Source organism: Geodermatophilus obscurus DSM 43160, assembly GCF_000025345.1.
GTDB classification, from domain to species: domain Bacteria; phylum Actinomycetota; class Actinomycetes; order Mycobacteriales; family Geodermatophilaceae; genus Geodermatophilus; species Geodermatophilus obscurus.
The window spans coordinates 2,945,161-2,966,678 of the sequence record NC_013757.1 but is presented as its reverse complement, the minus strand read 5'-3'; the positions used below and the strand labels follow the sequence as shown (position 1 = coordinate 2,966,678).

Annotated in this window: 21 protein-coding genes, 1 pseudogene and 1 riboswitch; of the genes and pseudogenes, 13 read left to right on the top strand and 9 right to left on the bottom strand. The window is 72.5% G+C overall.

Translation table 11 applies throughout. The features are described 5' to 3' along the window. Positions 1 to 158 precede the first annotated feature (158 nt). The gene (locus GOBS_RS13925) at positions 159 to 1,502 is read left to right on the top strand and encodes a GntP family permease (RefSeq protein WP_012948908.1); all 1,344 of its coding nucleotides are present in this window, start codon (positions 159 to 161) and stop codon (positions 1,500 to 1,502) included. Positions 1,503 to 1,660: 158 nt separating this feature from the next. Here the strand turns inward: GOBS_RS13925 and GOBS_RS13920 are convergent, their stop codons facing one another. The 6 genes and pseudogenes from GOBS_RS13920 to GOBS_RS13900 all read right to left on the bottom strand — a co-directional run bounded on the left by GOBS_RS13920 (position 1,661) and on the right by GOBS_RS13900 (position 5,991). Further along, entirely contained in the window at positions 1,661 to 2,425 is a 765-nt protein-coding gene (locus tag GOBS_RS13920) for a hypothetical protein (protein ID WP_012948907.1), read from the bottom strand. Positions 2,426 to 2,963: 538 nt separating this feature from the next. Next, complete coding sequence (locus tag GOBS_RS13915) at positions 2,964 to 3,479, bottom strand: GntR family transcriptional regulator (protein ID WP_166487395.1); 516 nt, start codon at positions 3,477 to 3,479, stop codon at positions 2,964 to 2,966. 54 nt (positions 3,480 to 3,533) lie between these two features. Beyond that, on the bottom strand, positions 3,534 to 3,956 hold the full coding sequence (locus tag GOBS_RS13910) for an allophanate hydrolase-related protein (protein ID WP_012948905.1): 423 nt from the start codon (positions 3,954 to 3,956) through the stop codon (positions 3,534 to 3,536). After that, the gene (locus GOBS_RS28865) at positions 3,953 to 4,390 is read right to left on the bottom strand and encodes a glycerate kinase (RefSeq protein WP_166487394.1); all 438 of its coding nucleotides are present in this window, start codon (positions 4,388 to 4,390) and stop codon (positions 3,953 to 3,955) included. The genes GOBS_RS13910 and GOBS_RS28865 overlap by 4 nt, the downstream gene beginning before the upstream one ends. Positions 4,391 to 4,401: 11 nt before the next feature. Next, positions 4,402 to 5,010 (bottom strand): annotated as a pseudogene (locus GOBS_RS28860) (NAD(P)-dependent oxidoreductase); the annotation flags it as partial. Between the two features lie 165 nt (positions 5,011 to 5,175). Continuing rightward, positions 5,176 to 5,991, bottom strand: a complete 816-nt coding sequence (locus tag GOBS_RS13900) for a hydroxypyruvate isomerase family protein (protein WP_012948904.1) — start codon at positions 5,989 to 5,991, stop codon at positions 5,176 to 5,178. A 433-nt stretch (positions 5,992 to 6,424) separates the two neighbouring features. Here GOBS_RS13900 and allB point away from each other — a divergent pair, with 433 nt between their 5' ends. The 6 genes from allB (at position 6,425) to GOBS_RS27470 (ending at position 10,156) form a co-directional block, all read left to right on the top strand. Next, a complete protein-coding gene (allB, locus tag GOBS_RS13895) occupies positions 6,425 to 7,777 on the top strand; it encodes an allantoinase AllB (RefSeq protein WP_012948903.1) in 1,353 nt (450 codons plus the stop codon). Positions 7,778 to 7,779: 2 nt separating this feature from the next. Next, complete coding sequence (locus GOBS_RS13890; protein ID WP_012948902.1) at positions 7,780 to 8,448, top strand: allantoicase; 669 nt, start codon at positions 7,780 to 7,782, stop codon at positions 8,446 to 8,448. Beyond that, a complete protein-coding gene (locus GOBS_RS28190; RefSeq protein WP_208104505.1) occupies positions 8,379 to 8,531 on the top strand; it encodes a hydroxyisourate hydrolase in 153 nt (50 codons plus the stop codon). Before GOBS_RS13890 ends, GOBS_RS28190 begins: the two co-directional genes overlap by 70 nt. Positions 8,532 to 8,548: 17 nt before the next feature. Then, positions 8,549 to 9,427, top strand: a complete 879-nt coding sequence (pucL, locus tag GOBS_RS13880; protein WP_012948901.1) for a factor-independent urate hydroxylase — start codon at positions 8,549 to 8,551, stop codon at positions 9,425 to 9,427. 42 nt (positions 9,428 to 9,469) lie between these two features. Further along, complete coding sequence (locus GOBS_RS27475) at positions 9,470 to 9,907, top strand: hypothetical protein (RefSeq protein WP_166487392.1); 438 nt, start codon at positions 9,470 to 9,472, stop codon at positions 9,905 to 9,907. Between the two features lie 96 nt (positions 9,908 to 10,003). After that, positions 10,004 to 10,156, top strand: coding sequence for a hypothetical protein (locus GOBS_RS27470; protein WP_166487391.1), 153 nt, complete (start codon positions 10,004 to 10,006; stop codon positions 10,154 to 10,156). A gap of 320 nt (positions 10,157 to 10,476) precedes the next feature. Here the strand turns inward: GOBS_RS27470 and GOBS_RS13875 are convergent, their stop codons facing one another. Beyond that, the gene (locus GOBS_RS13875) at positions 10,477 to 11,352 is read right to left on the bottom strand and encodes a 4-hydroxyphenyl-beta-ketoacyl-CoA hydrolase (protein ID WP_012948899.1); all 876 of its coding nucleotides are present in this window, start codon (positions 11,350 to 11,352) and stop codon (positions 10,477 to 10,479) included. Between the two features lie 181 nt (positions 11,353 to 11,533). After that, positions 11,534 to 12,388, bottom strand: a complete 855-nt coding sequence (locus tag GOBS_RS13870; protein WP_012948898.1) for a TIGR03084 family metal-binding protein — start codon at positions 12,386 to 12,388, stop codon at positions 11,534 to 11,536. A 568-nt stretch (positions 12,389 to 12,956) separates the two neighbouring features. Further along, positions 12,957 to 13,139: riboswitch (cyclic di-AMP (ydaO/yuaA leader) on the top strand. A gap of 1 nt (position 13,140) precedes the next feature. Between GOBS_RS13870 and GOBS_RS13865 the strand changes: the two genes are divergently transcribed. The 3 genes from GOBS_RS13865 (at position 13,141) to GOBS_RS13855 (ending at position 15,208) form a co-directional block, all read left to right on the top strand. Next, a complete protein-coding gene (locus GOBS_RS13865; RefSeq protein WP_012948897.1) occupies positions 13,141 to 13,641 on the top strand; it encodes a peptidoglycan binding domain-containing protein in 501 nt (166 codons plus the stop codon). Between the two features lie 200 nt (positions 13,642 to 13,841). After that, complete coding sequence (locus GOBS_RS13860; RefSeq protein WP_012948896.1) at positions 13,842 to 14,525, top strand: polysaccharide deacetylase family protein; 684 nt, start codon at positions 13,842 to 13,844, stop codon at positions 14,523 to 14,525. A gap of 233 nt (positions 14,526 to 14,758) precedes the next feature. Then, entirely contained in the window at positions 14,759 to 15,208 is a 450-nt protein-coding gene (locus GOBS_RS13855; RefSeq protein WP_012948895.1) for a PGPGW domain-containing protein, read from the top strand. A 55-nt stretch (positions 15,209 to 15,263) separates the two neighbouring features. On the opposite strand, the gene GOBS_RS13850 is transcribed toward GOBS_RS13855, so the two are convergent. Next, positions 15,264 to 15,938: a GntR family transcriptional regulator gene (locus GOBS_RS13850; protein WP_012948894.1), complete on the bottom strand. Its 675-nt coding sequence runs from the start codon at positions 15,936 to 15,938 to the stop codon at positions 15,264 to 15,266. Between the two features lie 87 nt (positions 15,939 to 16,025). On the opposite strand from GOBS_RS13850, the gene acnA reads away from it, so the two are divergent. The 3 genes from acnA to GOBS_RS13835 all read left to right on the top strand — a co-directional run bounded on the left by acnA (position 16,026) and on the right by GOBS_RS13835 (position 21,168). Continuing rightward, complete coding sequence (acnA, locus tag GOBS_RS13845; protein WP_012948893.1) at positions 16,026 to 18,770, top strand: aconitate hydratase AcnA; 2,745 nt, start codon at positions 16,026 to 16,028, stop codon at positions 18,768 to 18,770. A gap of 64 nt (positions 18,771 to 18,834) precedes the next feature. After that, positions 18,835 to 19,377, top strand: coding sequence for an acyl-CoA thioesterase (locus GOBS_RS13840; RefSeq protein WP_012948892.1), 543 nt, complete (start codon positions 18,835 to 18,837; stop codon positions 19,375 to 19,377). A gap of 339 nt (positions 19,378 to 19,716) precedes the next feature. After that, entirely contained in the window at positions 19,717 to 21,168 is a 1,452-nt protein-coding gene (locus GOBS_RS13835) for an NAD-dependent succinate-semialdehyde dehydrogenase (protein WP_012948891.1), read from the top strand. Positions 21,169 to 21,518 lie beyond the last annotated feature (350 nt).

The following is a 21,518-nucleotide window of genomic DNA, read 5'->3' as shown; positions in this document are numbered from 1 at the left end:
GCACGGGCAGCCACACCGCGGAGGTGGCAACCGGGCCGGCCGGCGACCGCATCGACCTGCGCCAGACCGCCCGCGGCGCCCGATCGGTGCCAAGGTGTGGAGTCGACGTGGCGACGGCGCGCTGACCTCGCCACTCCCCGTACCGGGAGGAGCAGGTCATGGTCGTGCTTCACACCGCGATATCCATCGCCGTCATCGTGCTGCTCATCATCAAGGCCAAGGTCGACCCGGTGATCTCGCTGATCATCGGGTCGCTGTATCTCGGCCTCGCGACCGGTGTCGGCTTCACCGGGACGCTGACGGCGATCGCCACCGGCTTCGGCGAGATCATGGCCGAGGTCGGCCTGCTCATCGGCTTCGGCGTGCTCATCGGGGCGATGCTCCATGCGATCGGCGCCTTCCGGAAGATGGTGACGATGCTCGTCGACCGGGTCGGCGCGCACCGGCTCCCGTACGCGTTGACGGCGGCGATGTCGACGATCTTCCCCTCGATCTACGTGGACGTGCAGGTCGTGCTGGCTTCTCCGGTGGCGCGTTCGACCGCGCCGTTCATCGGCCGGACCGGCTTGCCCCTCATGTCCGGTGCGCTCGGCACCGGGATCTTCGCCGGCTACGTCTTCGTGATCCCGGGACTGGCCGCGATCTCCATCGCGGGACTGCTGGAGATCCCACTCGGCACCTGGCTGATCTACGGCTTCGTGCTGGGGCCACTGACCGCGATCGTGACGACGGTGGCCTTCCGGTTGCTCCTGCGCAGCCGCTTCTGGAACTCAGCCAGGGACGAACACGTCGACGAGGCCATGGTCGAGCAGGAGACCACCGAGCTCGTCAAGGACGACAGCGCGGCACCCCCGCTGCTCGTCTCTCTGCTACCGATCCTGGTGCCGCTGGTGCTGATCGCGTTCGGCGCCTTCGCCGAGCTGCTGGGGTTCTCCAACGACTTCATCGCCTTCCTCGGCGACGCCAACTTCGCGCTGTTCGTCGGCCTGATCGGCGCCTACGTGCTGTGCCGGCGCACCCTGGGCTCGGAGGGCACGGATACGGCGATGAGCGAGGGCTTCCACACCACCGGCGCGATCCTCCTCATCACCGGCATAGGCGGGTCCCTGGGTGCCGTCATCGGGGAGACCGGGCTCGACGCGATCCTGGCCGGCCTCTTCACCGCCGATGCAGGGGCGCCGGTCATCCTCAGCATCCTGCTCGCCTGGCTCATCGCGGCGGTGCTGCACCTGGCGATCGGGTCGGTGTCGGTGGCGGCCATCGCAGCCGCCGGGATCATCGGCCCGGTGCTCGGGTCGATCAACGTCGCGCCGATCGTCATCGGCCTGGCCATCGCGTCGGGCGCCATGTTCGCGCTCCAGGTCAACAGCAACTTCTTCTGGATGTACAAGTCGCTGCTGGGACTGTCGACCCAGGGGACGTTCAAGACCTTGACGATGGTCACCTCCGTCGCTTCGGTCGTCTCGCTGCCGATGGTCATGGCGGTGGCGCTCATCGCGTAGGCCGCCGGCCGGCGGGCCGGCCGCAGCCGGGCGTCAGCGGCGACCATCGGCCAGGTCGCTGAACAGCGGGATGGAGTGGTGCACCCAGTACGTCCGCCGGTCCCGGAGCAGGGCCGTGGCCCGGGACCGGCGCAGCCGGCGCCGGCTGACGTGCGGCCTCAGGGTCGGGGATGGTCCTGCTGGACCTCACGTGGGGGGAGTTCTTCGACGGTCACCGGCGCGGGCGTGGCGGGCCCGAAGACCCTCGCGGCGGCCGTGACCGTGCCCTTGAGGACGTGTTGCACGTAGTTCGCGGCGGCCATGGGACCCAGGCCGAAGGGCAGCAGCCCGGCCAGGAGCGGCGGTCCGACCGCCAGCGCCCACGCCCGCAGCATCTCCGACTGCGACGCGGCGATCTCCTGCCGCTCCTGCGCCGTCAGGGCCGCCAGAGCGTCGTAGGCACCGGCCTGCTCCAGCAGCCGCGCGTGGGGTCCCAGGATCGCGTCGGGGCGGATCCGCCCGGTCTTGTCCAGCTCGACCGCGCCGTCGGTGAGGACCAGCAGGACGGCGGTGCGGGTCAGCTCGGGGTCGGTGAGGTCCCTGTCGTAGAGCAGTCCCACCTTGATCACCGCGCTGACCGCCTCCTTGAGGACCTCCCGCAACGCGACCGGGAGGGCGGCAGCCGAGATCGCCGTTCCGTAGCCCGGGAGGATCGAGGGCAGGGAGTAGGAGACCGCTCGCGCCGCCCTGATCCGGTTTCCGCGCGTCACCTGGCCGACCAGCTCTCCCGGTGCGACCAGGGGCCTGCCCGCACGGACCTTGTCGACGACCTGCTGGGCCTCCTCGAGGGAGGGTTGGAGGGTGCGGTTGATCAGCGCCATCGCACGCTCGACGGTCGACTCGATGTCGAACTCCGGCTTGGGGAAGGTGAAACCGCTGCTCATGTCGGTCTCCTGTCCGTTGGCGACTCCCGAGGATCCCAGCGGGCCGCTCCGGATGGGGGCCGAGAGCGTCCGCCTCGTGGACCGGATCCCCCGACTGCTCCGAGGCTCCCTCACAACGCTCGTGGCCGACCGCCACCACGGCTGCTCCGACGCCTGGGCGCACCCATGCCGTGTTCGTCCCAGGGGCGGAGGGTTCGGTCCTGACGTCGCCGTACCGGCGCACTCGGGCAGCGCTCGCAGTCGAGGCCGCGGCGGGTACGGCCTCCAGGTGGGTGCGACGTGGACTCGTCCAGCGGGATCGCAGTGCGAGCGAGCAACAGGTCTCCACGGTCGGTGGGAGGGCGTCCGCCGTGGCAACGCGGTCACGGGGACGCCGTCCCTCCGGGCCCGCGTGCCCGGTCGAGGTCGGGGTCGGTCGTCGGGCACCGAGGTCACCGGCCGATGTCAGGACGGCTCCTCGCGACGCCCGGGCGCTCCGACCCCGTCGGTCGCGGCTCCACCGGACGTGTGACGGGGTCGCGCCGAGCCGCCGCTGCTGTCAGGGCCGGCCGGTGGGCGTGTCCGTCGGGGGACACGTGCCGAGCTGGGCGCCGGCGAGCTGGCGGAGCAGTCGCGGCATGTGGCAGGGGACGAGGAGAGCCTCGTGGAAACGACGGCCGTTGTCGCTGAAGGCGTTGACCTGTCCGTGGTGGAGGGCCTCCTCGGCTGCTCGGCACGCTTCTCGAGCTGCGGCACGGTCGGCGTCCGTGGTGTTCTCCAGTGCCCGACGCAGGGCCTCGTCCTCGAGCAACGCGCGGATGAAGTAGATCTCCTCGAGCTCCTCGGCGGTGAGGCTGGGGACGGTGAAGCCCACGTGCGGCCGGTGCGTCACCAGGCCTTCCCCCTCGAGGATCATGCGCGCCTCGCGGACCGGCATCCGGCTGACCCCCAGTGCCCCTGCCACGGCATCGACGCGGATGACGGTCCCCGGTCGCAGCTCCCCGTCGTGGATGCGACGCCGCAGCTCCTGGAGGACCGCCACCTGCATGGTGTGCGGTCGGAACGTGGTGACCACCTGCCACATGGCTCTGCCGGCGTTCGTGGCAGGTGGTGTGCCCTCCGCGGTTCGTCAGTGCTGCGCTCGACCCGCTCGGTAGGCGCGCCAGCCGCCGCGGTCGGAGATGTCGAGGAGACCGTGGCCCCCGGCATGCACCTCGGGGCGGAGCTGGACGGCCAGACTCGCGGACCCGTCGGCGAGCTCGATCACCGCCAGTTCGAGCTCCGGTGGCTCCACCGGCATGAACTCGTCGCGGACAGCCTCCAGGGGGAGGGCGTACAGCTCCCCGGGCACGGAGACCCCGCCCTCGGTGACCGGCCACAGGGCCGGGAAACCCCCCTCGCAGGCGTAGAAGCGGTAGCGCGGAGCAGTCCGCACCTCACCGAGGAAGGTGTAGTGCGCGATGCTGGGGTGCACCCGACCCCCGCGCATGCCCTCGCCGTTGAGGAAGAGGGGGACGGTGACGCTTCCCTGAGGCCGAGCTGGTGCTGTCATGCGGTCGCTCCTCTGTCGTTGTCGTCGTCGTCGGAGACCCAGTCGGCGGCGAGCCGCTCGGCCAGCTGCTCCAGCAGGAGGCCGGCCTCGCTCATGCAGCGGGCCGGGTCGCGGTCGATGTCGGTCAGCGCGTACGCGGCGCGGATCCCGATGGGCGCCAGGTCGTCGAGCATCAGCAGGGAGCGGCCGGCGACCGCGACCACCGGCACGTCCGCCCCGCGGGCGGCCGCAGCGACGCCGGCGGGTGCCTTGCCGTGCAGGGTCTGTTCGTCCAGCGAGCCCTCGCCGGTGACCACCAGGCCCGCACCGGGCAGCGCAGTGCGGAAGTCGACGAGGTCGAGGACGAGGTCGGTGCCCGGTCGCAGCGTCGCCCCGAGCAGGTCCTTGTGGTGCAGCTCGATGCGGAAGCCGGGCTGGAAGTCGCGGCGCAGCATCGCCGCGGGCGTGCGGTCGAGGATCGCGTCCCGGCCAGCCCGCCGGCGAGGACCTCGACCGCGGCCTCGGTGTCGACGCCGTGGGCCTCCAGGAAGACGATCGCCTCGGCGACCAGCTCGATGGTGCCGGCGACGATGAGTTGGTTGGCCGCCTTGACCGTCCGGCCGGAGCCGGCCGGGCCGACGTGCACCACCGTCTCGCCGACCGCCTCGAGGACCGGCCGGCCGTCGGCGAAGTCCTCCGGGCTGCCGCCGTCCATGATCGAGAGGGTGCCGTCGATCGCGCCCTGCTGACCACCGCTCACCGGGGCGTTGAGGACGCGCCCCCCGCGGTCACGGCCCGCCTCGGCGACTCGCCTCGCCACGTCCGGGCGGATGGAGCTCATGTCGACGTGCAGCGTCCCCGGCTCGACCAGCCCGGAGAACCCGTCCTCGCCGATGGTGACCGCCTCGACGTCCGGCGAGTCGGGGACCCTGGTGACGACGACGTCGGCGTCCCGCACCGCCTCGGCGAGGCTCCCGGCTCCGCGCCCGCCCTGCTCGACGAGCCGCTGGATCGGCTCGGGGCTGCGGTTGTGACCGATGACGTCGAAGCCGGCCTCGACCAGGTTGCCGGCCATCGGCCCACCATGATGCCGAGGCCGATGAAGGCGACCGTCGTCATAGGGAACTCCTCCTTCGTGCCGGTGGGAGGACCCCGTGCTCCCCACCCTTCGCAGGCTCAGGGTGGGTCCCGGGACGGGGCCGGCCCTGCCTCCCCGTGGCGGGAGGCAGGGAGGTCCTCTTCAGGCGGCGGAGCGGTGCAGCCAGCCGAAGCTGTCGGCCGAGGCGCCGCTGGGCTTGTACTCCAGCCCGATCCAGCCGTCGTAACCGGCGGCCGCCAGCTCGCCGAGGTACCGGTCCAGGTCGAGCTCGCCGGTGCCGGGCTCGTTCCGGCCGGGGGCGTCGGCGATCTGCACGTGCGCGACCCGCCGGCCGTAGGTCCGGAGGACCCGATCGAGGTCGTCGCCGTTGACCGCCAGGTGGTACAGGTCGCAGAGGAACCCCAGGTTGGTCACCCCGGTCTCCCCGGCAACGCGGTCGATCACCCCGATGGCGTCGGCAGCGGTGCGCAGGGGGTACCGGGGGGCGCCGCTGACCGGCTCGACCAGCACCGTGCCACCGATTCGGTTCGCAGCCCGGCCGGCGAGGGCCAGGGTCTCCACCGCCAGCGCGTCCTGCTCCTCCGGCCCGGCGTCGTCGACCCGGTTGCCGTAGAGCGCGTTGAAGGCACGGCAGCCGAGTTGCTCGCCGATCCCGACGGTGACGTCGACGTTGTCCCGGAACTCCTGTGAGCGCGCGGGCCAGGACGCCAGTCCTCGGTCGCCCGCGGGCATGTCTCCGGCGGAGAAGTTCAGCCCGACCAGCTGCACACCGGCGTCCCGGATGGCCCCGACGAAGGCGTCGACGTCGGCGTCGGCGGGGACGGCGACCGGGAAGGGCCACCAGAGCTCGACGGCGTCGAAACCGGCCTCCTTGGCGGCCGCCGGGCGCTCCAGCAGGGGCAGCTCGGTGAACAGGATGGAGCAGTTGACCTCGTACCGGAGATTGCTGGCGACCATCACGTCTTCCGTGGGGTTGATCGGTTCGAATGCGAGCGCACCGCCGATCCGGGAGAATCGGAATGGTGTCACGAGTGGACTCGCAGGGAGGGTGAATCCGTGCGGGGATTCGCTGCCCGGGAACGTAAGGCCCGCTGACAGGGGCGGTCAAGCGGTGGGCTCGTACCGGTCCGGAGTTCCGGGAAGACACATCGGATGACCGACTCAGGAACTCCGGAACCCATTTCTCGAGGGCCCGGACAGTATTTGGTATATCCGTGGGCCGCGTGTTGACCCGGTCGCAGCCGCGCTCCTAGCGTCCTGCGCCAACGGACCGGTCGACCCGACCCGCCCGGCAGACCTGTGGGACGGCCCGGCGCCTCCGGGCCGCCGCCCTCGTCGCCGGCCACGCGAGCGACCTCCGGCCGTCCACTTCTACGCAGCAGGAGGCGTCGTGGCCCAGTACGACACGGTCCTGCGCGCTCGCCGTCTGGTGACGAGCGGGCGCGAGGAGGCCGGCTGTGTCGGCGTGACCGACGGCCGCATCGCCGCCGTGGCCCCGCCGGAGTCGGACCTGGACGGACGGCGGGTCGTCGAGTTCGGCGACGACGTCGTCGTCCTCCCCGGCCTCGTCGACGCACACGTGCACGTGAACGAACCGGGCCGCACCGAGTGGGAGGGCTTCGCCTCGGCCACGCGGGCGGCTGCCGCCGGCGGCGTCACCACGATCCTCGACATGCCGCTCAACAGCATCCCGCCGACGGTCGACGCGGCCGCTCTGGACGTCAAGCGCAGGAGCGCCCAGGGCCAGTGCTTCGTCGACGTCGGCTTCTGGGGCGGCGCCGTCCCCGGGAACCTGGGGGAGCTGACCGCGCTCCACGCGGCGGGCGTGTTCGGCTTCAAGTGCTTCCTGGTGCACTCGGGGGTCGAGGAGTTCCCCCCGCTGCGTCCCGAGGACCTCGAGGACTACCTGCGGGTGCTGCGGACCGTCGACGGGCTGCTCATCGTCCATGCCGAGGACGGCGACGCGATCGAGCAGGCCCCCAACGTGCACAGCGGCGACTACCGCGACTTCCTGTCCTCACGGCCACGGGAGGCAGAGGACCGCGCCATCCGCCGGGTCATCGACGCAGCACGGGCCACGGGCGCGCGGGCGCACATCCTGCACCTCTCCAGCAGCGACGCCCTCCCGCTCATCGCCGGAGCTCGTCGCGAGGGCGTCCGGATCACCGCCGAGACCTGTCCGCACTACCTGACGTTCGCGGCCGAGGAGATCCCGGCAGGGGCGACGCAGTTCAAGTGCTGCCCGCCGATCCGGGAGGCGGCCAACCGCGATCGGCTGTGGCAGGGGCTCGCCGACGGGACGATCGACTGCATCGTCTCCGACCACTCGCCGTGCACCCCCGAGCTCAAGCGCCTCGACCTCGGTGACTTCGCCGAGGCCTGGGGAGGCATCTCCTCCCTGCAGATCGGTCTCTCCGACGTCTGGACCGAGGCGCGGCAGCGCGGCTTCTCCCTCGTCGACGTCACGCGCTGGATGGCCGAGCGGCCGGCGCAGCTCGCCGGGCTGCAGCGCAAGGGCCGCATCGAGCCCGGCCACGACGCCGACTTCTGCGTCTTCGCGCCGGACGACGGCTTCGTCGTCGACCCCGCCGCCCTCTTCCACCGCAATCCGATCACCCCGTACGCGGGCCGGTGGCTGGACGGAGTCGTCCGCAGCACCTGGCTGCGCGGCCTCGAGACAGGCGGCGCAGAGCCGGCCGGTGACCGACCGCGGGGCCACCTGTTGACCCGAGGAGAAGCGTGACGATGACCAGCCACGTCCAGGAGCAGGCCGGCGTCGCGGTGCTGGGCTCCGGAGCCGGTGCGGCACCGGGACAGGACTTCACCCGCCTGCCGGACCTGGCCTCGCGGAGCCTGGGCGGCAGCGTCGTCCACACGAACGACGAGCGCTTCGCCGAGCGGGAGAACCTGATCGAGCCGGAGGCGCCCTCGTACTCGACGTACACCTTCGGGCACGAGGGCCAGGTCTACGACGGGTGGGAGACCCGCCGGCGGCGTGAGCCGGGTTTCGACTCCGCCATCGTCAGCCTCGGTGCGCCGGGCGTGGTGCGGGGCGTCGTCGTCGACACGGCGTTCCTCACGGGCAACCACCCGCCGGAGGTGTCGGTCGAGGGAGCCGCGGTGGAGGGCCACCCCTCACCGGGGGAGCTGCAGGACGCGGAGTGGGTGCCGCTGGTGCCCCGCGCGCCGGCCGCCGGTGACACCCGGAACGCCTTCGCGGTCGACCAGCCGCAGCGCTTCACCCACGTCCGCCTGTGCATGCACCCCGACGGCGGGGTCGCCCGGCTGCGGGTGCACGGGGAGGTGGTCCCCGACCCGCGCTTCCTGGACCCGGGGACCACCGCCTGGTCTCCGCCACGGGCGACTACTTCGCGGCCACCGGGCGGACCGGCTTCCACCCCGAGGTGGCGGTGACCTTCACGGTCGCCGAGGACCGGCACCACCACGTCCCCCTCCTGCTCAGCCCCTACGCCTTCTGCACCTACCGCGGTTCCTAGACATGGAGTGGATCCCCATGGCATTCGTCCTCGGCCACAACCAGTACGGCAAGGCGGAGAACCGGGTCGTCCGGGTGTTCCGCGACAGCGACCCCCACGAGATCGTCGACTACGACGTCAGCGTCGCGCTCTGGGGCGGGCAGGACGCTCCGCACCTCACGGGGGACAACTCGCCGGTGCTCCCCACGGACACGCAGAAGAACACCGTCTACGCGTTCGCGAAGGAGGACGACGTCGTCGCCCAGCCGGAGTCGTTCGGCATCCGGCTGGCCCGTCACTTCGTCGACGACACCGAGCCGATCACGCACGCGCGGGTCCGCATCGAGATGTACCCGTGGACCCGGCTGGGCAACCCGCACGCCTTCACCCGCGACGGCCGCTTCGTCCGCACGGCGACGGTGACCTACGACGGCTCGACCACCTGGGTGGTATCAGGGGTCGAGGACCTGTGGATCCTGAAGACCACCGACTCCGAGTTCGCGGACTTCCTCGAGGACCGGTTCACGACGCTGGCGCCCACGCACGACCGCCTCATGGCGACCTCGCTGCGCGCCCAGTGGTGGCACACCAGCGAGGACGTCGACTGGGGCAAGTCCCACGACCGGGTCGTGCAGACGGTGCTGGAGACCTACGGCAACCACCACAGCCTGGCGCACCAGCAGACCCTCTTCGACTGCGGCGCAGCCGTGCTGGAGGAGCAGCCGGAGATCGCCGAGATCCGTGTGACCGCCCCGAACAAGCACCACTTCGTCTACGACCTCGCCCGCTTCGGCATCGAGAACGCAGGCGAGGTCTTCCACGCCGACGACCGGCCCTACGGGTTGCAGGAACTGACCGTCCGCCGTGACGACGCCCCCGCCCCCGGCCTGGCCTTCGACCCCGGCCAGGGCTGGTGAGCAGCACCGACCCGTTGACCGAGGAGGAAGACCGATGGCGCTGTGGATCAAGAAGGGGACCGCCGGTGCCGCCGACACGGGCGTGCACCCGGTCGACGAGGTGCTGCCGCCCGGACCGATGGTGGCCTACGGCCTGCGGCACGTGCTCAGCATGTACGCCGGGGTGGTGGCCGTGCCGCTCATCGTCGGCACCGCGCTCGAGCTCGCCCCCCGGCAGATCAGTTCTACGAGCCCTTCCCGAGCTGGTTCGAGGTCATCCTCGACTCGGGCATCAGCGCCGTCGCGATCACCGCCATCCTGCTCACCCTGCTGTTCAACGCGCGGCGCGGGCAGCCCGACGAGGCGCCGATCTTCGCCGAGGCCCCGGCGATCGGCACGACCTACGAGGGGGACGCCGAGGGGATCGTCGTCGAGCACACCGACACCGACCACCCGACCCCGACGAGGCCGACGCGCCGCGCCTCGGGCAGCCACCACTGAGCGCAGGGGACGACGGAGCGGGCCCGTCCCGTCGTCCCCTGCGCGGTCGCCGGGCTCTCCGGCGCGGGTACCACCGGGTCCGCGCTGCTCCCGCCGGTGGACGGCCTGCGGCAGCTGTCCGCCGCGGTCGGCATCGCCGTGGCCGAGGCGGCGGCCGAGGGCCTGGCCCGGGTCGAGCTGCACGACCCCGGTCCGGCAGGTGCACGCCGCGATGCGCGGCCGGAGTACCCACGGGTCGAGGCCATCTGACCACCGGTGCGCGGGTCGGCCATCGTCCCTCACGTGCCACCTTCGGCACCGTCTTCACCGGCGGGCCTGCGCTGGAGGTGACGCGAGGTCCGACCTCAGGAGGATGGGTGTCGTCCGGGCCTCGTCGGCACGGGGGCACCGGGCAGAGTTCTCGGCGCTGCAGTTCTGGAGAGCGATCGCAGGTCCAGATCCCGTCGGCCCGACAGAGCAGCCAGGGGGCGTTCCCACGTCCGGAACGGCCCCTGATCGCTGCCTGGGGTCGTGACACCCATCAGGTCACCTTGTCGGGGTGCCGCAGCCGGCGATCCTCTGTACTGCCGTCACGTGCGGCGGAGGCCCAGCGCGCGGATGGCGTTCTCCTTCATGATCAGCGGCTTGACCTCGTCGCGGATTTCCAGCTGCTCGAAGTCCCTGACCCACCGCTCGGGGCGGATCAGCGGGTAGTCCGAGCCGAACAGCACCTTCTCCCTCAAGAAGGTGTTGGCAGCGCGGACCAACTGCGGCGGGAAGTACTTGGGCGACCAGCCCGACAGGTCGATGTAGACGTTGGCCTTGTGCTGGGCCACCGCGATCGCGGCGTCCTGCCACGGCACGGACGGGTGGGCCATGATGATCGTCAGACCCGGGAAGTCGGCGGCGACGTCGTCGAGCAGCATCGGGTCGGAGTAGCGCAGCTTGATGCCGCGCCCCCCGGGCAGTCCTGACCCGATCCCCGTCTGTCCGGTGTGGAACAACGCCGGGACGCCGAGGGACTCCAGTTCCGCCCACAGCGGGTAGTGGCGGCGGTCGTCGGGCTCGAAGGCCTGGATGGACGGGTGGAACTTGAAGCCGCGGATCCCGTGCTGCTCGACCAGCCGACGAGCGGCGCGGATGCCGGCCGTGCCACGGGCGGGGTCGATCGAGCCGAAGGGGACGAGCACGTCGGGGTGCTGCGCGGCCGACTCGGCGATCTCCTCGTTGGACAGCGTCGGGTGCCCGGTGGTCAGCTCGCTGTCGACGGTGAAGACCACGGCGGCCATGTTCCTCGACCGGTAGTCCTCGGCGATCTGCGGCACGGTCGGGTGGTAGGGCTCGCCCTTGAAGTACTCAGCGGCGGCGGCGAGCAGTTCGTCGTCCATCGACAGGTGCCCGTGCAGGTCCTGCTCGACGTGCACGTGCACGTCGATGGCGACCAGGGCTTGCAGATCCAGGTCCACTTCGGCGCCTCCTCGCGGCTACGGGCCCACGGTCCGCTGGGCAGGGGATCGACCCAGGCCAGGCTGCGGCGGACGCGGCCGACGACGACGGACCACCGGGCCAGGTGGGCGGACCAGCGGAGCCTGGAAGGTCCAGGCTGCCAGGGCAGGTCGTCGCCCACTGCGGCGGGCGATCCGCTGGTCATCCGGGGTCCTCCTGACTGGAGGTGAGGGGCTCCCGGCCGGGGCCGGGCACCCCGGCGAACGCCTGGGCCAGCGTCATCCACCGGGCGGCGACGTCCCCGGTGACCGACAACGTCGTGTCGGACGGGTGCCGGCGCTGGGTGACGACCAGGCAGAAGTCCAGGGCGGTGCCGGTCACGCGCTGCCCGGCGGCCGGGTCGCCCCACCGCCACACGTCCCCGCTGGGCGCGATCAGCTCGACGGCGACGTCGTCCTCGGGCGCCGGCAGCCCGCGCAGCCGGAAGCTGAACGCCCGGGTGGCGACGCCGAGGTGGGCGATGTGCCGCAGCCGGTCGGTGGGGGCCCGGGAGACGCCCAGCGCGTCGGCGACGTCCTGCCCGTGGGCCCACGTCTCCATGAGCCGTGCGGTGACGGCGGAGGTGATGCCCATGTCCGGCCCGTACCAGGGGAGGCGCAGGCCGGGGGACGCATCGGCGGCGAGGTCGAGGAGGGCCGTGCGTGCCCGGGCGAACCAGGCGGCGGTCTGCTCGGGCGCGAGGTCCCGCTGGCTGTGGACCAGGCGGTCGGGGAAGTCATCCCCGGGCGCGCTCAGCTCGGCGGCCTCGCGCCGGAAGCGCTCCGGGTCGGTGACCGCGAGCACCGTCGCCTCGTCGAAGTACGCCAGGTGGTTGACCTGGTCCTGGACGGTCCACCCGGCCGCAGGCGTGGGTGTGGACCACTCCCGCGGGCCGATGCCCTCGAGCACCTGCTGCAGCGAGCCGGTCTCCTCGCGGAGGTCCTCGGTGACCTGCCGGTGCCGATGACCGGCCGCGGCGGCTCGTGCGTCCGGCCGGTCGGTCCCAGGGACGGTCATGCCGCTCCTTCCTCGTCGTGGAGCACCCCGTCGACCGCAGGGGTCGAGCGCCGTCGCGGCTCGAACCAGTCACCGACCGGGACGGTCCAGGTCGCGACGGCGGACGCCCCTGCACCGCGGGGTCGATGAGCTGCTGCAGCCGGCGTCCGTGGCGGTCCACGATGTCCTGCGGGTCGGTGGCGGGCAACTGCTCGTCGCCGACGACCCACAGTGCGTGGACGAGGCCTCCGTCCAGCGTCGAACGCGCTCCTGCCACAGGAGTGGGCCCGGAGCAGCCCGCTGCCTGCGCGGCCGCCACGGCCAGGTCCGCGTGCCGCCCGCGATCCCTCGAGGGCGCGAGCCGGCGCCCGCGAGAGGACCCAGTGGCCGGAGTCGTCGAGACGAACCGGTCGCCGTCCACCGACCGGTGGACGAGCGCCGCGACCGGCAGGACCGGGATGCAGTTCCGCACCGTGCGCGCCCGACCCGGACGAGTGACGGCGCTGCGGCCACCGCGCGTCGACCCCCGCAGCGTTTGCTGTGACGCACGTCACAACCTACGTTCAGGTCGCTCGCATCCGCGGGACGGTCTGGCAGCACGCCGAATCCTGCCGCTGGCCCGACCGACCTCGACTTCCCTGAGGCAGGAACGGGAGATCGCAGACCTCCGGGCCGCGTCAGTGGCCCTCGGGGTGAAGCCGTGACCGCCACGGCCGGGCAGTCCTCCCGCCCGAACCCGACAGCTCATCCCGCAGGCGCGCTCGGAGGATCTCATGCACCAGCACGTCCTCGGCATGCGCCGTCCCGTCCGGGCGGTGCCACCCATCCGCCTGGGCATCGTCGCCCTCGTCGCCCTCGTCGCCCTCGCGGTACCGGCCCCGGCGAGGGCCGCCTCTGACGCCTCGACCAGTGCAGCGGCAGACCTGTGCGCGACGGTCGCTTCCCGCGCCGGCTTCAGCGGGGACAGGCTCGTCACCGCGGTCGCGGTGGGCATGGGGGAGTCGTCCTGTCGTCCGGACGCACACAACGCGAACGGCCCAACGAAGGGCTGTCCGAACGGCTCGGTGGACCGCGGTCTCTGGCAGATCAACAACTGCTGGCACCCCTCGGTCTCCAAGAGCTGTGCCTACGACGCCCAGTGCAACGCCAACGCCGCCCACCGGATCTCGGCCAAGGGCAGCAACTTCAAGCCGTGGGTGGCCTACACCAACGGCTCGTACAAGAAGTACCTGGCCGAGGCCCGGGCTGCGGTCAGCCGACTCAGCCGGGCCTAGGTCCCCAGAGGAAGCGAGTTCCTGTGCCCACACCCGGGATGCGTTGCGGGAGCACGCCGGCGGGATCGGTGAGCCCCACCACGGCGGTCTCGCCTGGACGACCCTGCCCGCGCGGTGAGCCGAGCCGCACCCCCGCAACGTCTCCCGGTGCCCGGTCGCAGGACTCCGCCCGAGCCGGCGCAGGTCCGTCAGCACGCAGGATGCGTCGGGGTCGCGCATCGACCTGCCCGGTCGTCAGCCCGGGTCCGGAGCGCTGGATCGCGTCGGTCATCGGCGCACTCCTGCTGGTGCTGCTCGCTCCGCCGGCCCGGGCGGCATCGGCACCGCAGCCGTGTGCAGCCGGCCACGTCCGGCTCACCTTCGACGACGGGCCCCACCCGACCGCCACACCCCGCATCCTGGACACGCTGGCGGACCGGGGCGCGGAGGCGACGTTCTTCGTCACCGGCGAGATGACGACTGCCCGACCCGACCTCGTGCGTCGCGCCAGCCAGGAGGGGCACCGGATCGGGAACCACTCGTGGAGCCACCCGGAGCTCATCACGCTGGACCGGACCCAGGTGGCATCCCAGCTGCGGCGCACCAACCAGGCCATCGAGCTGGCCACGGGGAACGCTCCCAGCGAGTGGCGCCCGCCGTACGGGGCCACGAACGACCTCGTCCAGGCGGCCGCCCGGGACGTCGGCCTGGACACGATGGTGCTGTGGACGGTCGACCCCCGCGACTGGGCGGATCCACCGGCGACGACCATCCGGGACCGGGTGCTGCAGGGTGTGCGACCGGGGAGCATCGTGCTCCTGCACGACGCCACGGGGCAGAACACCCCCGCTGCCCTGCCCATGATCCTGGACGGGCTGGCCGCGCGGGGCTACTGCACGCGGTGAGGCCCTGCGACGACGTGCCGCTCCCGAGGGCGTGCTGTCGGCCTGTGGCGGACGACGTGCTCCGACCCCGACCCTGGCCTCGCCGTCGCCGGCCCACGCCGCCGCGGCCTGGGCCGTCGGCGCAGCCCGACCGGTCCTCCGGCTCGAGTCCTGCCACCGACGTGACAGGTGGGGTCGGACACGTGCCCGGCCGGTGCGGCATGACCACCCGGTGAGTTGGGCACCACTCAACGGTGAAGACCGCTGTCGTCGCCGTCCTCGGTGGCCTGCTGACCCTCGCCGGCGTCGCGTTGCTCGTGCTGCCCGGGCCCGGCTTCGTGCTGGTCGCCGCCGGCCTGGCGTTGCTGGCCACGCGGTTCTCCTGGGCGAAGAAGCCGCTGGACTACGCCAAGGACAAGGCGCAGCAGGGCGTCGAGGAGGTCGCGAAGAGTCCGTGGCGAGCCGCCGGGGCGGTGCTGGCCGCGCTGGTGCTGGTCGTGCTCGGCGTGCTCGCCCTGGCCGGCGTGGACCTGCCGTTCGTGAACGCGTTCACCGCCGTCGTCCTCATCCTGTCCGGGCTCTTCCTGGTCGGGACGGTCGTCTTCGCGCGTCGCCAGGAGAAGCTCGAGCGGGCCCGCGCACACCGCCCGGCGGGCCGTCGCGGCACCGCCGGCGCCTACCGAGCCGCGCCGCACGGCGACTGAGCACCGGCCGCTCAGCCCGGGGCGGCACGGCGGCGCCCGGTCCGGGCAGTTCCCGTCAGTCGTCGGTGAGGACGTCGATCGCCCGACGCCCGAGACTGTTGACCACGTGGCGGCGCATGTGCTCCTCCGCGGCGTCGGGGTCGCCGTCGAGCACGGCGGTCATCACCGCCTGGTGCTCGGCCCGCACCCTGGCGCGGTCGTCGGGGGAGTCCTCGCGCGCCTCCAGGGCCGCCCGGCGGTAGCGGTCGGCCTTGTCCCACAAACCGTCGAGCAGGCCGATCAGGAGGTCGTTGTGGCTGGCCCGGTACAGGGCGGTGTGGAACGCCCGGTGCGCCTGGAGAGCGGCGAGGCCGCTGCCAGGGTCCAGGGGCTCCAGCGTCGCGGCGGACTCACGGATCCGCTGCTGGTCGTCGTCGTCGCGCCGCTCCGCGGCCAGCCGGACGGCGAGCGGGTCGAGTTGCCGGCGGATCTCGAACAGGCTGCGCGCCTCGGCCGCTGACAGCGGTGCGACGCGCGCGTCCCGGTGGGCGTCGAGGACCACCAGTCCCTCCGAGGAGAGCCGGCGCATGGCCTCGCGCAGCGGCGTGGTGCTGACGGCGAGCTGGGCCGCCAGGGCCTCCTGGCTCACGACCGCACCGGGCGGCAGGGCGCCGGACATGATCCGTTCCCGGACCTCGCTGTAGGCGTAGTCCGCCTTGGTCAGCGCGGGTCGCGCCGTCGGCGTGGCCATCCGGCTTCCTCTCTCCAGGTGCCGCGACCAGGATACCGTGGGTGCACAGGCTGTAGCCTATAAGGGGGGACTGCGAAGGAGGTGGGCATGGCACCGTTCGACAGCTTCGATGCCCGACGGACCCTCGATCTGGGCTGTGGTGAGTTCGAGACGTGGGCGCTGCACGCCGTCCCCGGCGCGGAGCACCTGCCCTTCTCCCTGAAGATCGTGCTGGAGAACCTGCTCCGGCACGAGGACGGGGGAACGGGAACCGCCGCGGCCATCCAGCGCCTCGCGAGCGGGGCCGGCACGGGGGACGAGGTGTCGTTCTCCCCGGCCCGGGTCTTCCTCCACGACACGAACGGCGTCCCCGTCCTGGCGGACCTGGCGGCGATGCGCGAGGCGGTGCGCGACCTGGGCGGGGATCCCGCGGTGGTGGACCCGGTGATCCCGGCGGAGCTCACGGTCGACCACTCGGTCGTCACCGACGTCTTCGGCCGCCCGGACGCGATGGCGCTCAACGTGGCACGGGAGTACGCGCGTCACGGGGAGCGCTACCGCTTCCTCAAGTGGGGTCAGCAGCAGTTCCACCGGCTGGCCGTCGTCCCCCCGGGGACCGGGATCATGCACCAGATCAACCTCGAGCACCTCGCCGACGTCGTGGTCCTGCGCGACGGGCACGCCTTCCCGGACACGCTCGTCGGCACCGACTCCCACACCACGATGATCAACGGTCTCGGGGTGCTGGGGTGGGGTGTCGGCGGCATCGAGGCGGAGGCGGCGATGCTCGGCCTGCCGGTGGCCACCCTCATCCCCCCGGTCGTCGGTCTGGAGCTGATCGGGGAGCGCCGTCCCGGCGTGACCGCGACCGACCTGGTCCTGACCATCGCCGAGCTGCTGCGGGCCCACGGCGTCGTCGGCAGCTTCGTGGAGTTCACCGGGCCGTCGGTCGGCGCCGTCCCGCTCGCCGACCGTGCGACCCTCGCCAACATGAGCCCGGAGTTCGGCTCGACCTGCGCGATCTTCCCCATCGACCGGGTGACGGTCGACTACCTGCGGTTCACCGGCCGGGACGCCGACCACGTCGCGGCGGTCGAGCGCTACGCCAAGGAGCAGGGACTCTGGCACGACCCGGCGGCGCGGCTGCGCTTCGACGACCTGCTCCGGCTGGACCTCTCGACCGTCGAGCCGTCGCTGGCCGGGCCGCGTCGTCCGCAGGACAGGATCCCGCTGGCCAGCGCGCGCAGCCGGTTCCGGAGCACGCTGGCCGAGCTGCTCGCCGACCGGTCGCCGGAGGCCGCCGGCGACGCCGTGGACGAGGACGGTCGCGAGTCCTTCCCGGCCAGTGACCCGCCGGCCCTCGCCGCGGTCGCCGAGCTGCGGGCGCAGGAGCCCGGGCTCGACCACGGAGCCGTCGCCATCGCCGCCATCACGTCGTGCACGAACACGTCCAACCCCTCGGTGATGGTCGCCGCCGGTTTGCTCGCGCGGAACGCCGTGGCCGCCGGGCTGGCGACCAGGCCCTGGGTGAAGACGAGCCTGGCCCCCGGCTCCAAGGTCGTCACCGACTACCTGCAGCGTGCCGGGCTGGACCGCCCGCTCGAGCAGCTCGGCTTCCACACCGTCGGCTACGGCTGCACGACCTGCATCGGGAACTCCGGCCCGCTGACCCCGGAGGTGAGCGAGGCGGTCGCCGAGCGCGACCTGCTGGTCGCCGCGGTGCTCTCCGGCAACCGCAACTTCGACGGGCGCATCAACAACGACGTCTCGCTCAACTACCTGGCCTCACCCCCTCTGGTCGTCGCCTACGCCCTGGCGGGCTCGATGGACGTCGACCTGCTGCACGAGCCGCTCGGCGTCGACCGGACCGGACGGCCGGTGTACCTGGATGATCTGTGGCCTCCGGACGCCGAGATCGAGGAGGTCGTCCGGGGGAACCTCGACCCCGCCATGTTCGCCGCGCGCTACGCCGACGTCTTCACCGGCGAGGAGCGCTGGGCGGAGTTGCCGGCCGGGGGAGGGGCCACCTTCGACTGGGACCCGGACTCGACCTACGTCCGCCGCCCACCGTTCCTCGACGACCTCCCAGCGACTCCGGAGCCGGTCGGGGACATCACCGGCGCCCGCGCCCTGGCCGTGCTCGGGGACTCCATCACGACGGACCACATCTGCCCCGCCGGGCGCATCCCCGCGGACAGTCCGGCCGGGGAGTTCCTGCGGGAGCGGGGTGAGACCGACCTCAACACCTACGCCTCCCGGCGGGGCAACCACGAGGTGATGCTGCGCGGCGCGTTCGGCAACCAGCGGCTGCGCAACGCACTCGTGCCGCACCGGCGGGGCGGCTGGACCCTCGACCACCTCGACGGCCGCGAGAAGACGGTGTTCGCGGCGGCGGAGCACTACCGCGCCGCCGGTACACCGCTGCTGGTCCTCGCGGGCGAGGAGTACGGCACCGGCTCGTCCCGCGACTGGGCGGCGAAGGGGACGGCGCTGCTCGGCGTCCGGGCGGTCCTCGCCGAGAGCTTCGAGCGGATCCACCGCGCCAACCTGATCGGGATGGGTGTCCTCCCGCTGCAGTTCCTGGAGGGGGACGGCGTGGCGAGCCTCGGCCTGTCCGGCCGGGAGACCTACGACGTCCGCGGACTGGCACACCTGACGCAGCACGACCGGCCCCGGCGCGTCGTCGTCCACGCGCGGTCGGACATGGGGGCCACGATCAGCTTCCCGGCCGTGGTCCGCGTGGACACGGCTCGGGAGGCGTCGTACCTCCGCCACGGTGGCGTCCTGCCGTACGTCGCCCGCTCCATGGCGTCCGCAGCCTCCGGGAGACTCGGCGCGACGGGTTGCGGATGAGGACGGGTGGGCCGGGCGGGACCATCCGTCCGGCGACGAGGATCCCCCTGGGAGGACAGTGACCGTGCAGACGGACGACGCGTTCGCGACGGACCCGGCCCGCGACGGGGCGACCGACGACCTCCATCGGCTCGCCATGACGATCCTGATGACCCCTGACATGTCGAACTTCTCGGGGAACGTCCACGGCGGCACGTTGCTGAAGTACCTCGACCAGGTCGCGTACACGTGTGCCACCCGGTACGCCAAGACCTACGCGGTGACGTTGTCGGTCGACCAGGTGGTCTTCCGGGAACCCGTCCACGTCGGCGAGCTGGTGACCTTCCAGGCGTCGGTCAACCGCACCGGCCGCACGTCGATGGAGATCGGGGTCCGGGTGACGACGGAGGACCTGGTCCGCCAGGTGGTCCGGCACACCAACAGCTGCTACTTCACGATGGTCGCCCTGGGTGCGGACGGACGCCCCGTGGAGGTCCCGCCCTGGCGGCCGCGGACCCCGGACGAGCGTCGCCGGCACGCCGCGGCCGGACGCCGCCGCGACCTGCGCCGGGAGATCGAGCGCGCCACCACGGAGATCAAGTCGTCCACGGCCGGAGGCGAGGCCTGACCCCGAACGGTGCCGGGCTCCCGGCCATCCCGGCTGCTGCACCCGACCTGCGTCAGCCCCGCACGGGGCGGAAGAGGGTGCAGACGGGGCCCTGATCGTCGCCACCACACCGAGGCGGCGGGGTCGACCGCCGGAGCTGTCCAGCTCGAGACCGTCCCCGGGTGGACCCGTCGACGCCCGCCGCGCGACGTCGACCCGCTCCTGGTGACGTCGGCGGAGGCGTTCCCGTCGCCGTGTCCTGCTCCGTCCCACGGATGACACCATCGCTCCTGCGGCGCGGTGGCTCCGCGGCCCCGGCTCCCCAGACCCCGAGACCGATCAGCCAGTGAGGAAGGCGCCATGACACAGGACCCAGGACGCACGATCTACGTCGACGGGCAGTGGCGTCCGGCGGACGGGGGTGCGACCTTCGCCGTCACGGACCCGGCCACGGGCGAGGTCATCGGGCAGGCTGCAGACGGCGGTCGGGCCGACACCGAGGCGGCGATCGCCGCTGCTGACCGTGCGCTGCCGGCCTGGTCGGGCACGACGGCGTACCAGCGGGCGGCCGTCCTCGCGAGGGCGGACACGCTCATGCGGGAGCGCAGGAGAGAGCTGGCCGCGCTGATGACCCGGGAGCAGGGCAAGCCGCTCAAGGCCTCGATGAACGAGGTGGCGTACGCCGCGGACTTCCTGGCGTGGTTCGCCGAGGAGGCCAAGCGCATCGGCGGGGTCACGATCCCCTCGGCCCGCGCCGACCAGCGGTTCGTGACGATGCGCCAGCCGGTCGGCGTGGTCGCGGCCATCACTCCGTGGAACTACCCGATCTCCATGCTGACCCGCAAGCTCGCGCCGGCCATCGCGGCCGGTTGCACCTCGGTGCTCAAGCCCGCCGACCAGACCCCCCTGTGCGCGGTCGCGACGGTGCAGCTGCTCGCCGACGCAGGTGTCCCCGCCGGTGTGGTCAACATGGTCACCACCACGCACGCAGCGGAGGTCGGCGACACGCTGTTGGAGTCCCCGGTGGTCCGGAAGCTGACCTTCACCGGCTCGACCGCGGTCGGGAAGATGCTTGCGGCGAAGGCCGGCGCCACGCTGAAGCGGGTGTCCGTGGAACTGGGCGGCCACGCACCGTTCATCGTCTTCCCCGACGCCGATCCGGTGCGTGCGGCCAAGGGGGCAGCGCTGGTGAAGTTCCTCAACACCGGTCAGGCGTGCATCAGCCCCAACCGCATCTACGTCCACCGCTCGATCTACGACACCTTCGTCGCGACGCTGGAGCAGCGCATCGCGGCGCTGCGGGTGGGGAGGGGTGACCACGACGGTGTCTCGATCGGCCCGCTGATCGACGAGCCCGCCGTGGCCAAGATGGAGGCCCAGGTCGTCGACGCGCGCACCAAGGGCGCCCGGGTCGTGGCGGGAGGCGAGCGCGTGCAGGTCGACGGGCTGGACGGCACGACCTTCTTCGCGCCGACGCTGCTGGCCGACGTGACGCCGGAGATGCTCGTCTCCCGCGAGGAGACCTTCGGGCCCATCGCCGCGGTCACCCCGTTCGAGGACGAGGACGAGGTCGTCGCCCGCGCGAACGACACCGAGTACGGCCTCGCGGCGTACGTATACACCAACGACCTGTCGACGGCGATCCGGGTCACCGAGAAGCTGCGCTTCGGGATGGTCGGCGTCAACGACATCAACCCGACGTCCGCCGCGGCACCCTTCGGCGGGGTCAAGGCCAGCGGGCTGGGACGCGAGGGCGGCTACGAGGGCATCGACGAGTACCTCGACACCAAGCTCGTCGGCATCTCCATCTGATCTGCGCCCCGAGACGGTCCACGCCGAGGTGACCGACCGTTCGCGCGGCGGAGCGGATGCTGCTCCGCCCGCGCGATCGTCCGGGCACCGAGCCCGCTGCGGCACGACCGGGGAGTGCTGAGGGGCCAGCCCAGCGCCTGCCGCACGCAACCCATCGGATGGGCAGGCCCGGGTCGCCGCCGTCGTCAGGGCATGACGAACGCCTGGACCGGGGCCGCGAACGGGTCGGCGACCGTCCCCGGGCCTCCTACGCCCAGTTCGACGCCGACGCCGCTCTCCCGGCCGCCGCGGATGGCACGGACGAGGACGTCGCCGGCCCGGCCGGTGACGTCCTCGTCGGCGTCCGTGCG